At 65.4% G+C, this 13,656-nt stretch carries 15 protein-coding genes; 7 read left to right on the top strand and 8 right to left on the bottom strand.

Features of this window, described 5'->3' with window-relative positions:
• Nucleotides 1–278 precede the first annotated feature (278 nt).
• Both HW466_RS32400 and HW466_RS12935 read right to left on the bottom strand, forming a co-directional pair.
• Nucleotides 279–479 carry a WCX domain-containing protein gene (locus HW466_RS32400; protein WP_170296677.1) on the bottom strand — a complete coding sequence of 67 codons (201 nt, stop codon included), beginning with the start codon at nucleotides 477–479 and terminating at the stop codon, nucleotides 279–281.
• 21 nt (nucleotides 480–500) lie between these two features.
• Complete coding sequence (locus HW466_RS12935) at nucleotides 501–1,244, bottom strand: helix-turn-helix transcriptional regulator (protein WP_151004957.1); 744 nt, start codon at nucleotides 1,242–1,244, stop codon at nucleotides 501–503.
• Between the two features lie 166 nt (nucleotides 1,245–1,410).
• On the opposite strand from HW466_RS12935, the gene HW466_RS12930 reads away from it, so the two are divergent.
• Entirely contained in the window at nucleotides 1,411–2,073 is a 663-nt protein-coding gene (locus HW466_RS12930) for a glutathione S-transferase family protein (protein ID WP_151004959.1), read from the top strand.
• 79 nt (nucleotides 2,074–2,152) lie between these two features.
• Here the strand turns inward: HW466_RS12930 and moaD are convergent, their stop codons facing one another.
• The 5 genes from moaD to fdhD all read right to left on the bottom strand — a co-directional run bounded on the left by moaD (nucleotide 2,153) and on the right by fdhD (nucleotide 6,471).
• Complete coding sequence (moaD, locus tag HW466_RS12925) at nucleotides 2,153–2,410, bottom strand: molybdopterin converting factor subunit 1 (RefSeq protein ID WP_059452283.1); 258 nt, start codon at nucleotides 2,408–2,410, stop codon at nucleotides 2,153–2,155.
• Nucleotides 2,411–2,471: 61 nt separating this feature from the next.
• Nucleotides 2,472–3,035 (bottom strand): molybdenum cofactor biosynthesis protein MoaE, encoded by a 564-nt coding sequence (locus HW466_RS12920; RefSeq protein WP_059542243.1) that lies wholly within the window; start codon nucleotides 3,033–3,035, stop codon nucleotides 2,472–2,474.
• A gap of 46 nt (nucleotides 3,036–3,081) precedes the next feature.
• Nucleotides 3,082–4,185, bottom strand: coding sequence for a GTP 3',8-cyclase MoaA (gene moaA, locus HW466_RS12915; RefSeq protein ID WP_151004961.1), 1,104 nt, complete (start codon nucleotides 4,183–4,185; stop codon nucleotides 3,082–3,084).
• A gap of 202 nt (nucleotides 4,186–4,387) precedes the next feature.
• Nucleotides 4,388–5,602, bottom strand: coding sequence for a molybdopterin molybdotransferase MoeA (locus HW466_RS12910; protein ID WP_174905570.1), 1,215 nt, complete (start codon nucleotides 5,600–5,602; stop codon nucleotides 4,388–4,390).
• On the bottom strand, nucleotides 5,599–6,471 hold the full coding sequence (gene fdhD, locus HW466_RS12905; protein WP_059945393.1) for a formate dehydrogenase accessory sulfurtransferase FdhD: 873 nt from the start codon (nucleotides 6,469–6,471) through the stop codon (nucleotides 5,599–5,601). The genes HW466_RS12910 and fdhD overlap by 4 nt, the downstream gene beginning before the upstream one ends.
• A 399-nt stretch (nucleotides 6,472–6,870) precedes the next feature.
• On the opposite strand from fdhD, the gene HW466_RS12900 reads away from it, so the two are divergent.
• From HW466_RS12900 to HW466_RS12885, 4 genes are all read left to right on the top strand, one after another.
• A complete protein-coding gene (locus HW466_RS12900; RefSeq protein ID WP_151004098.1) occupies nucleotides 6,871–8,271 on the top strand; it encodes a cytochrome ubiquinol oxidase subunit I in 1,401 nt (466 codons plus the stop codon).
• 3 nt (nucleotides 8,272–8,274) lie between these two features.
• Entirely contained in the window at nucleotides 8,275–9,282 is a 1,008-nt protein-coding gene (cydB, locus tag HW466_RS12895) for a cytochrome d ubiquinol oxidase subunit II (protein WP_151004100.1), read from the top strand.
• A gap of 175 nt (nucleotides 9,283–9,457) precedes the next feature.
• Entirely contained in the window at nucleotides 9,458–10,378 is a 921-nt protein-coding gene (locus HW466_RS12890) for a bestrophin family protein (protein ID WP_151004102.1), read from the top strand.
• Between the two features lie 92 nt (nucleotides 10,379–10,470).
• Nucleotides 10,471–10,884 (top strand): VOC family protein, encoded by a 414-nt coding sequence (locus HW466_RS12885; RefSeq protein ID WP_059795183.1) that lies wholly within the window; start codon nucleotides 10,471–10,473, stop codon nucleotides 10,882–10,884.
• 9 nt (nucleotides 10,885–10,893) lie between these two features.
• Here the strand turns inward: HW466_RS12885 and HW466_RS32270 are convergent, their stop codons facing one another.
• Nucleotides 10,894–11,190 carry a hypothetical protein gene (locus HW466_RS32270; protein WP_420908219.1) on the bottom strand — a complete coding sequence of 99 codons (297 nt, stop codon included), beginning with the start codon at nucleotides 11,188–11,190 and terminating at the stop codon, nucleotides 10,894–10,896.
• Between HW466_RS32270 and HW466_RS12875 the strand changes: the two genes are divergently transcribed.
• Both HW466_RS12875 and HW466_RS12870 read left to right on the top strand, forming a co-directional pair.
• Nucleotides 11,169–12,992 carry an AAA family ATPase gene (locus HW466_RS12875; protein WP_151004104.1) on the top strand — a complete coding sequence of 608 codons (1,824 nt, stop codon included), beginning with the start codon at nucleotides 11,169–11,171 and terminating at the stop codon, nucleotides 12,990–12,992. The genes HW466_RS32270 and HW466_RS12875 overlap by 22 nt on opposite strands.
• A gap of 3 nt (nucleotides 12,993–12,995) precedes the next feature.
• A complete protein-coding gene (locus HW466_RS12870) occupies nucleotides 12,996–13,640 on the top strand; it encodes a 4Fe-4S single cluster domain-containing protein (protein WP_059542231.1) in 645 nt (214 codons plus the stop codon).
• Nucleotides 13,641–13,656 lie beyond the last annotated feature (16 nt).

Here is a 13,656-nt window from a genome sequence, read left to right as displayed (position 1 = left end):
ACGGCAGGCGTGTGGTGCGGCGGCGTCTCGTATGGACGACAGCGGCGGATTCGGTGGGGGATCGGTGCAGAGACTGGCCGCCGGCCGGCTGCGGGGCGGGGCGCCGGGAAGCGAACGGCAGGTCGAAGATGCGGCGTTGGCTCGGCGGAGATTGTTTCACTATGTGGAAGGATCGTCCGCCACGAAGGCGTGTCTTGCGAACATGGCGAATGCGAGCAGCGGCCCGCCGATCACGCCGCGAATGTTGGCGGCGCGTCGTCGCTCTTCGGCGGCGCGGGTCAGTACAGTGCCTGCGTCGCTGCCACCTCGTCGGTCAATCGAGCCACGAGCTCCCGCGGCCCGAGCACTTTCAGCTCCGCACCATATCCCAGCAGCTTCCGCGCACCGTGCTCGATCGATTCGATCGGCATCAGGAATTCCTTCCATCCCGACGGAATCGAGGGACTGCCAGCGCTCTCCGCGACGGGGGCGACCTTCACGCGTGCATTGACCAGCCAGCTCTATCCGCGCGCGGATACCGCGACGTGCGCGTGCAACCTGTAAAGCTCGGCCTCATGCCGGCTCATCGACTCGCGCCAGTGCCGCGCCAGGTCGAACCGCGCGGGCCGCCTGAATCGCCGGCGCGATGCCGCGAGTTCCCGAATGTTCGCGAGCCGGAAAGTCAGCGCATCGCGCTTGCCGGCGACCTTCGCCACCACGTACCACGCGCCACCCTTGAGCACCAGGCCGAGCGGATCGAGTACGCGGCGCGACACACCGCGCCAGCTCTCGTACGTCACCTCGATGCGCTGCGACTGCCACACGGCATCGGCGACTTCCCGCAGAAACGTCGGCGTTTCCTGCGCGCGATACCAATCGACGGTATCGACATGCAGCCGGCTCGCGACCCGATCGGCATGCTCGCGCGAGTTCGGCGGCAGGCTGGCGATCATCTTGAGCCGCGCGGACGCGGCCATCGCGTCGAGCCCGAGTTCTCCCGCCGGCCCCGGCAGACCGGCCAGCATCAGCGCATGCGCTTCCTGCTCGGTCAGGCCCGTCAGATCTGTGTGCCAGCCATCCTGCAACTGAAAGCCGCCGTTGCGCCCGCGATCGCCCCAGATCGGCACGCCGGCCGCCGACAACCGGTCGATATCGCGCAGGATCGTGCGCTCCGACACTTCGAGCGCGGCGGCCAGCGCCGGCGCGGTCATGCGGCCGCGCGCCTGCAGCATCATCATGATCGACAACAGCCGGCTCGCTTTCATGCGCAGCACCTCATCGGAAATACATGACAGAGGATGTCATGTTATCGGATCCATGATTCGACACGCCCGCCGTCGGCTCGCGCAACGGAGCCGCGGGTGGGCTTGCCGGCAGGCGGCCGGTGTTCGCGTGAAAGCTGCGGGCCAAAACCATCGAGGAGAGCGACACATGAAAATCATCACCGGGCCGCTGAGCATGTTCGGCGCGAAAGTCGAGATCGCGGCGCACGAGAAGGGCATCGCCTTCGAGCGCGTGCTGGTGCCGTTCAGCCAGCAGCGCGGTTACGATCCGAAGCATCCGGACGTCTTGCGCATCAATCCGAAGCGGCAGGTGCCGGTGCTGATCGACGGCGACCTGGAGATCTTCGATTCCACGCAGATCTTCGAGTATCTCGAAGACCTGAAGCCCGATCCCGCGCTATGGCCGGCGCAGCCGAAAGCGCGTGCGACGGCACGTCAGCTCGAGCACTGCAGCGATGAAATCTATTTTCCGCACGTGATCCGGCTGATGGGCCTCGAAGAGACGCCCGATCATCCGGTGGCGCAGGCCGCGCGCGACGAAGCGCGGCAATACTATCGACGCATGGAGCGCGTGCTGACGGATCGGGAATTCCTCGCCGAAACCTATTCGTACGCAGACATCGCGTTCTACATGGCGCAGTTGTTCGGCGCGCGCAAGGGCGCGCCGATGACGGCGGAGACGCCGAACCTGCTCGCGTGGCGCGAACGGATGACCGCGCGTCCGGCCGTGCGGAAAGTGGCCGGTGCGATGGCGGGTTATCTCGCTTCCATCGACCATCCGGTTCCGGATTTTCTGCGCGGGCTTCTTTAGTCGACCCGGTGCGCATCGAGCGTCGACGATCTGGCGGTTGCCAGTTGCCGGTTGCCGGTTGCCGCTCGATGTGAACGATTCAGCCGCCCGTCACCGGCGGAAAGAACGCCACCTCGCTATCCTCCCGCACGACGAAGTCGCCGGTCACCATCTCGAGATTCACGGCCGCGCGCACGGGCCGGTCCATCCGCAGCGCTTCGCCACTGCGCGCGTCGCGCGCGGCGAGCGTGCCGCGCAGCGCGTCGACGGTGAGCTCATGCGCATCGATCTCGACGATTTCCTCGTCGGCATGGAGTTGTTCGCGAATGCTCGCGAAATATTTGATCGTCAGTTTCATTACGGAATCCAGAGCGAAATAGATCGGATCGATGGAATCGGAATGGCGCGGGATGACGCGTTCATCCCCAGCGACGCATCGCCTGATCGTCATGCGCCTTCGGCTCGACCCAGCCGGCCACGCCGTCGTGCCGGATCTCCTTCTTCCAGAACGGCGCATGCGTCTTCAGGAAATCCATGATGAATTCGCACGCGTCGAACGCGGCCGCGCGATGCGCGGCGGCCACCACGACGATCACGACCGCGTGGCCGAGCGGGATGCGCCCGACGCGATGCACGATTCTGGCCGCCTCGAGCCGCCAGCGTGCGCCGGCTTCCTCGACGATGCTCCACAGTGCCTGCTCGGTCATCGTCGGATAGTGCTCGACTTCCAGCGCGATCACATCGTCGACGTCGCCTTCGTTGCGAACGACGCCGACGAAATTCACGACCGCGCCGACATTCGGATTGCGAATGATCGGCGCGATTTCGGCACCCGCGTCGATAGCCGTGTACTGCACGCGCACCTCGAAGCCGGCTGCGATCGCCGGTGGCGGCTCGGCATGCGCGTCGGCGGGTCCGCAATGTCCGCCGTCATGCGACGGCGCGTCGGATGAAGCGGCACGGGATTCGGTGAAACGAGTCATGACGGTTCTCCAGTAGGCGGTGCACTCCGCTTCGCGCGGCTGCCCGTCAGCCGCCGACGAGCGACATGCGCACGGTCGGATAGGTCTTGCCGGACGGCCGCGCCGCAAGCGTGGCCCGTCGTTCGGAATAGCGGTCGTCGCGCCGTGTCCATCGCGTGCGTACGGCATCGGCGAGGCGGTCGATCGATGCGGCGTCACCGAGCCACGGCCGCAGGTCGGTGCCCTGCGTCGCGAACAGGCACGTATAGAGCCGGCCGTCGGCGGACACGCGGGCGCGCGAGCACGTGCCGCAGAACGGATGCGACACGCTCGCGATGAAGCCGACCTCGCCCGCACCGTCGATGTGCCGGCAGCGGATCGCGGTGGCGTCGTGTCCCGGTTCGCCGACCAGCACGAGCGGATAGCGCGCATCGATGAGCTCGCGCATCCGCGCGGCCGGCACGACCTTGTCGCCGGACCACGCGCTCGCGCCGCCGACGTCCATGTATTCGATGAAGCGCACGGTCACGCCGCTATGACGAAAGTGGCGCACGAGCGGCAGGACCTGGTCGTCGTTCGCACCGCGTTCGATCACGGCGTTGACCTTCACGGGGGCGAGGCCGGCCGCCTGCGCGGCCTCGATGCCGGCCAGCACGCGCGCCACCGGCACGTCGGTGTCGGTCATCCGGCGGAACACGGTGTCGTCGAGCGCGTCGAGACTCACGGTTACGCGCGACAAGCCCGCGTCGCGCAATGTGCGTGCCTTGGTGGCGAGCAACGAACCGTTGGTCGTCAGCGCGATTTCGACGGGCTTGCCGCCGACCGTCGTCAGTATCGCGAGCCGTTCGATCAGCGCTTCGAGGTTGCGGCGCAGCAGCGGCTCGCCGCCGGTGAGGCGGATCTTTTCGACGCCGAGCGAGACGAACGCGCGCGCGATCTTCTCCAGTTGCGCGAACGACAGCCGCTCGGACGACGGCATGAATGCATAGTCGGGACCGAACGTGTCGCGCGGCATGCAGTAGCCGCAGCGGAAATTGCACTGGTCGATGACGGACAGCCGCAGATCGCGCAACGGCCGCGCGAGCGTGTCGAGCGGGCGGGAGAGGGCGCCGGGCGATGCGGCGGCCGGCGCGGAAGCGATGGCATTCACGATGGGTTCGTCTGCCTGCAGGAAGTGAGCGGAACGGCGTCGCCGGCCGGCCGAGCGCATGCGGATATGTCGGCGCACCGGCCGTGACGAGCCTCATCGCGAGGATAGTCCGCCGGATTCCGTCGGCAGAGACACAATCGCGGCCGAAATGCAGGAATACAGTTCGTCATCCTGCCTGCGCGAAAGGCGGGCATGACGAGCGGGTGCACGCTTACATTTGCGCTCATGCGAGCCAGTGCGCGAAGTCGTAATACGGCATGGCGTCGCCGCGTGCGATGCGCCGGCCTGCCGGCAGCCGCGCGAGCCCGCTCGCGTGCACGAGCGATTGCAGCATGCCGGCGCCTTGCTGGCGCAGCGTGTCGAGCACGGGCGCGCCGTTGGCGGCGATGGTGCGGCGCACGCGCACGAAGCGTTCGCGCTGCGCGTCCGGCTCGACGTCGATGTCGATCGGCAGCGACGGCACGGCCGGAAGGCAATCGTCTCGCCCCTGCAAACGGCGGATCAGCGGTGCGACGAACAGTGCGAACGCGATCATCGCCGCGCCCGGATTGCCGGGCAGCAACACGACGGGCCGTTCGTCGAGCCGCGCGAGCGCGACGGGCTTGCCCGGTTTCATCCGCACGCCCGACACCTCGAACGATGCGCCGAGCGCGGTCAGTGCCGGGCGCAGCAGATCCTTGTCGCCGACGGACGCACCGCCGACGCAGACGACCAGATCGCAGCGCGTGGCCAATTCGCGCAGTGCCGCACCGACGGCGCCCGGCGTGTCGGCGGCGTGTTCGGCCGCGGCGACACAGGCACCGGTTCCCGATACGAGGGCCGCGAGCATCGGCGCGTTGCTGTTGTAGATCTGCTGGGGCGCACGCGGTTCGCCGCACGGGACGAGCTCGTCGCCGGTCGTCAGGATCCCGATCCGCAACGGCGGCCGCACATCGATGCGCGCGCAACCCTGTGCGGCGGCGACGCCGACGTGCATCGCGCCGAGCCGCACGCCGGCCGGCATCAGCAGGTCGCCCGCGCGCACTTCCTCGCCGCGGCGGCGGATATGCGACCCGCTGCGCGGCGATGCATCGAACGCGACGAGACCGCCCACCTCGCGCGCGTGCTCCTGCATCACGACGGTGTCGGCGCCCGGCGGAATCAGGCTGCCGGTGAAGATCCGCGCTGCCGTGCGCGGTGCCAGCGGCGACGGCACGTCGCCCGCGTAGCAGTGCTGCGCGACGCGCAGCGGCTCGCCGTATTCGAGGTCGGCGTGGCGGATTGCATAGCCGTCCATCGCGCTCTGGTCGGCGGGCGGCTGGTCGAGCACGGCGATGAGCGGTGCGGCGAGCACGTGGCCGGCCGCCTGCGCGACCGGCATGGAAAGGGCCGCATGCGGCGGCGCGAACGCGCCGGCGAACTGCCGTTGGGCGGTATCGAAATCGGTCAGGGGTTTCATCGAGCGGTGAGCGCATGCGATTGCGCACGCGTTGGTTCGGGTAGCGGGAGCGGATCGGGTGACACGTATTCGACGACGCCGTCGTTGCGGCAGAAGCCGAGCAACCGCACGCCGGCTTCGCGTGCAACGTCGATCGCGAGCGACGTCGGCGCCGAGATCGTCGCGATCATCGGCATGCCGACGCGTGCGGCCTTGCGCACGAGCTCGTAGCTCGCGCGGCTCGACAGGAACACGAAGCCCGCGGCGAGGTCGGCGCGGCGCCGCGCGAGCCGGCCGATCAGCTTGTCGAGCGCATTGTGGCGGCCGACGTCCTCGAAGACTTCCAGCACGGCGCCGTCGCGATCGCACCAGGCGGCAGCGTGGATGCCGCCGGTCGCATGCATCAGCGGCTGCCGCGCCGGCAACGCGCGGGCGGCGCGCGCGACGGCGTCGGTGCCGATGCCGGCCGCCGCACCGGCAGACGCGATGCGCGGCGGATGCAGGTCGAGCTGCGCGATGCTTTCGATTCCGCAGACGCCGCAGCCGGTGCGGCCGGCCAGCGCGCGCCGATGCGCCTTCATTGCCATGAATGCCTGCTGCGACACCGTGAGCCGCACTTCGGCGCTGCCGGGCCGGCATTCGCTTTCGATGTCGAAAACGTCCGACGCGCGCTCGACGATCCCTTCGCTCAGCGCGAAGCCGAGGCCGAACGCGTCGAGGTCGATCGGCGTCGCCATCATGACCGAGTGCGCGATGCCGTTGAACACGAGTGCAACCGGCGTTTCGTCGACGACGCGATCGACGGTGTCCCGCGCTTCGCCGGCACGATGACGCGTCACGCGACACGCGCGGCTGCCGGACGGAGCGTCGGGGCGGTCGCTGGGCTGCATGCGTATTTCTCCTTGGGGGATCGGCCGGCGCGTGTCACGCGACGGGAACGGATTCTGCGGGGGCGGTGTTGCGCGGGTTCGCCACGGGAAGGTCACGGACCGATGGTACGGGCGTTCGGTGGCGCCATGGATGTACAGCGTCGCCATGCGGAAAGCAGTACAGCTGCGGGCTGCGTGGCCGTTGAACGGTTTTTCCGTACACACATCTCCGGCCCCGGGGAAAGCACAGTTTCAGCGCACGTTTGCGCGATTGCGAGTATCGTCGCAATCGCGATATCGTCATTCACGCTTCGTTGCCGTGCACCGCGATCCGTCCATGTCCGCACGTGCCGCCGCGAAGCCGTCGCGCGATTTCCTGCTTCGAGCTGACGTCCTCACAACCACGAGCAAATTACGGTCATGGAAATCTTCGATGCGTTCCATCTCGCCCGATTGCAATTCGCGTTCACGGTGTCGTTCCACATCGTGTTTCCGGCGATCAGCATCGGCATGGCGAGCTTCCTGGCGGTGCTGGAATGGCGCTATCTCGTCACCGGCGATGCCGCGTACAAATCCATGTTCCAGTTCTGGTCGAAGATCTTCGCGATCGGCTTCGGGATGGGTGTCGTCTCCGGCGTCGTGATGGCGTACGAGTTCGGCACGAACTGGTCGGGCTTCTCGCGCGTCGCCGGCAACATCACCGGCCCGCTGCTCACTTACGAAGTCCTGACGGCCTTCTTCCTCGAAGCCGGCTTTCTCGGCGTGATGCTGTTCGGCTGGCAGCGCGTCAGCCCGCGCGCGCATTTCTTCGCGACGCTGATGGTCGCGGTCGGCACGCTGATCTCGACGTTCTGGATCCTCGCATCGAACAGCTTCATGCAGACGCCGCAGGGCTACAAGATCGAGAATGGCCTCGTCGTGCCGGTCGACTGGTTCAAGGTCGTCTTCAACCCGTCGTTCCCGTTTCGCCTCGCGCACATGACGATCGCCGCGTTCATCGTCGCGGGCTTCATCGTCGCCGCGTGCGGTGCGTGGCACCTGCTGAAGGGGCGTCGCGACGAGCCGGTGAAGCGCAGCTTCTCGATGGCGCTGTGGATGCTGCTGCTGCTCGCACCGATCCAGATCCTCGTCGGCGACGCGCACGGGCTGAACACGCGTGAATACCAGCCGGCGAAGATCGCTGCGATCGAGGGGCTGTGGGAAACCGAGAAGGGCGGCACCGCGCTGAACCTGGTCGGCCTGCCGGACATGCAGGCCGAGACGACGCGCTATGCGATCCAGGTGCCGCACCTCGGCAGCCTGATCCTCACGCACAGCTGGGATGGCGAGATTCGCGGGCTGAAGGAATTCCCGGCGCAGGATCGCCCGTATTCGCCGATCATCTTCTGGACGTTCCGGATCATGGCCGGCCTCGGGATGCTGATGCTGCTTACCGCGCTGCTCGGTCTGCTGCTGAGAAAGGGCGGGCGCCTGTATGAAACGCGCTGGTTCCAGTGGTTCGTCGTGTGCATGGGACCGTCGGGCATCGTCGCGCTGCTCGCCGGCTGGATCACGACCGAGGTCGGGCGGCAACCGTGGACTGTATACGGCGTGCTGCGCACCGTCGATTCGGTTGCGCCGCTCAGCGCGCAGCAGGTCGGCGTATCGCTGCTGATCTTCGTGGTCGTGTATCTCCTGGTGTTCGGAACGGGTATCTACTACATGATGAAACTGATGAAGCGCGGGCCGGCCGCGCACGCCGGATACATCGAGCTGCACCGGCATCCGGGGCTGCGCAAGAGCGCGCTGTCCACGCCGCTGAACGTCACCGAAGCGGAGTAAGTCATGCACATCGATCTTCCTGTCGTGTGGGCCGCGATCATCGGCCTCGGCGTGTTCCTCTACGTGATGCTCGACGGCTTCGACCTCGGCATCGGCCTGCTGTTTCCGTTCTTCGACGCGAAGGCCGAACGCGAAGTCATGCTCAATACCGTCGCGCCGGTATGGGACGGCAACGAGACCTTTCTCGTGCTCGGCGGAGCGGGCCTGTACGGCGCGTTTCCGGTCGTTTACTCGACGCTGCTGCCGGCGAACTACCTGCCGCTGATCCTGATGGTGATCGGACTGATCTTTCGCGGCGCCGCGTTCGAATTGCGTGCGAAGGCGAATCGCACGCAGCATCTGTGGGATCTCGCGTTCATCGGCGGCTCCGCGCTGGCCGCGTTCTGCCAGGGGATCACGCTCGGTTCGCTGCTGCAGGGCATCCGGATCGTGAACAACCAGTTCGCGGGCGGGCCGTTCGACTGGCTGTCGCCGTTCAGCCTGTTCTGCGGGATCGGCGTGCTCGTCACCTATGCGACGCTCGGCTGCGGCTGGCTGATCCTGAAGGTCGACGGCGAGCTGCAGCGCAAGATGCGCATGCTGATGAAGCCGCTCGCGGGCGTGCTGCTCGCGGTCATGGGCGTGGTCAGCCTGTGGACCGTGATCGGGCTGCCGGCCGTCGCGCATCGCTGGTTCGGCAGCGGCGACCTCGGCTGGTTCCTGCCGGTGCCGATCCTCGTCGTCGCCTGCGTGTGGGGCATTTTCCACACGGTGAAGCGCGAGCACGAGGCGACGCCGTTCCTGCTGACGCTCGCGCTCGTGTTCCTCGGCTACACCGGGCTCGTGATCAGCATCTGGCCGAATATCGTGCCGCCGTCGCTGACGATCTGGGATGCATCGTCGAGCCATTCGAGCCAGCTGTTCGCGCTGGTCGGCACCGTGATCGTGCTGCCGATCATTCTCGTGTACAACGCGATGCAGTACCGCGTGTTCCGCGGCAAGGTGCGCGAGGGCGACGCCGGCTATCATTGACCGCCACGCCGGGCGACGGGCCAGCGCGTGCGCGCGCGTATCATCACGCGCGCACGCCGCGAATGGCGTCGCGCGGCGTCGTATCGAGCCGACAGCGGCCCGCCAAGCGCGGGCCGTTGCACGTCGGGCGGCGGCGATCCGCATCGCATATTTCTTCGGCAGTCGGGACAACACCATGATCGTCAGACCACGACAAAACTGGCTCAGGATGCTGTTCGTCTGGAACGGCTCCGTGCTGCAGTCGATCATTCCGCAACTCGTGTTCATGGCGATCGTCAGCACGCTGGCGGTCTTCACGAACGGGCGCATCTTCGGCGAGAAGATTCCGCTGAACACCGCGCCGTTCACGCTGTTCGGGCTCGCGCTCGCGATCTTCCTCGCATTTCGCAACAACGCGAGCTTCGAGCGCTTCAAGGAGGCACGGCTTCTGTGGGGCAACCTGCTGATCTCGGCGCGCACCGTCACGTCGCAGCTGCGGCGCTACCTGCCCGACAGCGTGAGCGACGCCGAGCGCAACCGGCTCGCGGATCTGCTGATCGCGTTCACGTATGCGCTGAAACATCAGTTGCGGCATACCGATCCGGCGCAGGATCTGGCACGCATCCTCGGCGCCGAGCGCGCGGCCGCGTTCGCGCACAAGTGCTATCAGCCCGTCGCGATTCTCGATGATCTGCGTGGAGCGATCGTGCGTGCGCTGGGCCGCACGCCCGGCAGCGAAGCGACGTGCTGGATGTTCGATGCGCAACTGGCCGAGCTGGGCAAGGCTGTGGGCGGCTGCGAGCGCATCCTGTCGACGCCGATCCCGTTCTCGTACAGCGTGCTGCTGCATCGCACGGTCTATGCATACTGCGTGCTGCTGCCGTTCGGTCTCGTCGATTCGACGGAATTCTTCACGCCGCTGATTTGCGTATTCATCTCGTACACGCTGATCGCGCTCGAAGCGATCGCGAACGAAGTGGCCGAGCCGTTCGGTCTTGCGCCGAATGCGCTCGCGCTCGATGCGATGGCGCGTACGATCGAGCGGTCGGTGCTGGAACTCGGGGATCGGCCGATGCCGGAGGAGTTCGTGCCGGCGTCGACCTATCAGATCACGTAGCGACGGGGGCGGTAGTGTGGTCGTCGGTAAGGTTGCTCGGCCGGACCGGGGCGGGTTGTGTAGACTCGTGCTCGTTCAATGGAGCCAACACCATGCAACTGCTTGACCACGTGTCCATCGGCGTTCCGGATATCGACCAGGCCCGCCCTTTCTACGACGGTGTCATGGCCGCGCTGGGCGCGACCCGGGTTTATGACCGCGGCACCGCGCTCGGTTACGGCGAACGTTGCAATGCCGACGACACCGCGTCCACCTTCCTGGCGATTTATCTGGATCCCGCCGAAGTCGGGGAGAGCAAGCGGCACTGGTGTTTCAAGGCCGCTTCTCGCGCGCAGGTGCATGCGTTTTTCGAGGCAGCGCTGTCGGCGGGCGGGCGACCCGATGGCGACCCCGGCTTGAGGCCGCAGTATCACGCAGACTACTACGCCGCCTTCGTCATCGATCCGGCCGGCAACCGGATCGAGGCCGTATGCCACGCTGCGCCGTCGGCACACGAGCGGCCGTGACGGCGCCGCTCAACCGCAATACGTCGATCCAATCGCCCCCTTCACGCCCGCGAGCGTCGCTCCTGCCACTTCCCGCGCAGGCGGCGTGCCGCGCTTCGGGAGCGCCATCACTTCAGCCTTGCCGCCTTCGATGAAACGAGGCACATAATCATTTGACCGGGGGAAATCATCCGCTATTCGGATGCGTCCGGATATGTTTCGGATATTGACATTCATTCGGGATATGCCGATCGACAGGCTATGGTAACGTTTTGCTTTCGTTTTTTTGCGCTTGCCGTTACGACATGCCTGCATACGTGAAGCCAAGATGGTTACGTGATCTGCTGCGTTTCCTTCCTTTGAAGAGCCAGTTCGTGCTATCGGGAAATGTGCGCGACTTGCAAGCCGGTGAGATTGCACCTGAAATCGTGACGGCGCAGTCGCTGGTCAATACGTTGGGCGACAATCTGCGGGAAGCAGGCTACGCGCAGTTGATTGTCTGGAATCCGGTTTCGGGTTTTACGGTGCCGGAAAGCCGGTTGCCGCCGACGGAACCTGCCGACGACACCTTGCGGCGCCTTGGCCTGACACCGGTCGACGGTACGGCGCCCGGCGGCATCGATGTGCTGACCGCGTGCCTCGATCGCCTTGCCGCGCTGCCGGGCCCGCCGGTTGCACTCGTCGTCGATTTTGCTTCGCGACTCGCGATTCGCGCGGAGGCGCTGAATCCCGCCGAGCATGCACTTTTCACGCGGGCGCTGGTATTGGCGCATACGGCTGCGGCTCGCCCTGCGGGAGAATTGCGACGTCCGTTTTTCAATACCGTGATTTGGATCGTCGACAAGGAGGGCGATTTGCCCGACTGGTTGCTGGTCGACAATCCGCGTATTCGGCACATTCCTGTATCGAAACCCGATAGTGCCGCCCGTCGCGCATTGGCGGGCGCGCTACTGCGCGGCGTACCCGGCGCCCCGGCCGCTACGCCGGACAGCCTTGCACAGGCGGAAGCCGCGTTTGTCGATGGTTCCGAGGGATTGCTGCTCGCGGACATGAACGCGATCGCCACGCTAGCTCGAGTCGAACAGGTTCCCATCGAGAAAATCGCCGATGCCGTGCGGCGCTACAAGGTTGGCGTCACCGAAGATCCGTGGCTGCAGATTGATCGAGACAAAATTCGTCGGGCAGACACGTTTGTGCGGCAACGGGTCAAGGGACAGGTGCACGCGGTCACGCACATGCTCGACCTCGTCAAGCGGGCCATGACGGGCGTGGGTTCTGGCCGCAAGGGAAACCGGCCGCGCGGCGTTGCATTCCTCGCCGGCCCGACCGGCGTCGGGAAAACCGAACTCGCCAAAACCATCACGAGTTTGCTGTTCGGTGACGAAAGCGCCTACATTCGTTTCGACATGTCGGAATTCAGTGCCGAGCATGCCGATCAGCGACTGATCGGCGCGCCCCCGGGTTATGTTGGCTACGATGTCGGTGGCGAATTGACGAATGCGATTCGCGAACGTCCGTTCAGTGTCGTGCTCTTCGATGAAATCGAAAAGGCGCATCCCCGCATTCTCGACAAGTTCCTGCAGATTCTCGACGACGGCGTATTGACTTCGGGGCGCGGCGATCGCGTCTATTTTTCCGAAGCGTTGATTGTTTTTACGTCGAACCTCGGCATCTATCGTCAGGACGAATCGGGTGCGCGTGTCGCGAATGTCCAGCCCGGCGACGATTTTGCAGCGATTCAAAGCAAGGTGCTCGGGGAAATCCAGCGGCATTTCAAGTTGGTCCTGAACCGGCCCGAGATTCTCAACCGCATCGGCGAGAACATCATCGTCTTCGACTTCATCCGCGAGGACATCGCGACGGATATCTTCGATCAGATGGTCGGAGCCGTGCTTGGCGATATCGCGTCCCAGGAAATTGCCATCGAACTGGATGCGCGATCCAAGGATGCGCTGCGGGCGAGATGCCTCGGGGACCTATCCAACGGCGGCCGCGGCATTCGCAACCAGATCGAGGCGCATTTGCTCAATCCGCTGGCACGTGGCTTGTTCGATCAGGATGCGAAACCCGGCGATCGGTTCGTCATCTCGGGCATTGATGCGGGCGCGTTTCAGTTGCAAAAGCAATAGCCCATGGACATCCGTATTTCGCGCCTTCACTTTCCCGTGACGACACTCGGACCGGGGCAGCGGATCGGAATCTGGTTTCAGGGTTGCTCGATCCGATGCCCCGGGTGCATTTCAATGGATACCTGGGCGAATGCGGGAGGCGAAACCACCGTCGATGCCGTATTGGCGCAGGTTCGGACCTGGTTGCCCGACGCGACCGGCATGACGATTTCTGGCGGTGAACCGTTCGATCAGCCTGAAGCGCTGATCGACCTCTTGCATGGCCTGCGCAAATTATCGACCTGCGACATTCTCGTCTACAGTGGCCATCCGATCGAGTCATTGACTGATACCTTGGCACGAGCCGACGGCCTGATCGATGTACTGATCTCCGATGCATTTGACATCGATGCGCCACAGACACGGCCGTTGCGTGGCAGCGACAATCAGCGGTTACATTGCCTGACGGCACTCGGCCGTGCCGGATTTTCCCATTATGAATCGACGTTGACCAAGCGTGGCAAAGCACTCGACGTCATGTTCGATGAGGACGGCAGTGTCTGGTTTGCGGGGATACCGGACCGTGACGATTTTCAACGCTTGAGAGACCTATTGATCGATCAGGGACATCAAGTCCGGATCAGCGCCGACAAGGCGAAAAACAGATAAGACAGGAAATGTCAGC

It is taken from the genome of Burkholderia territorii, assembly GCF_902833055.1.
Classification (GTDB): Bacteria; Pseudomonadota; Gammaproteobacteria; order Burkholderiales; family Burkholderiaceae; genus Burkholderia; species Burkholderia territorii.
This window is presented reverse-complemented; position numbering and strand designations above follow the sequence as displayed.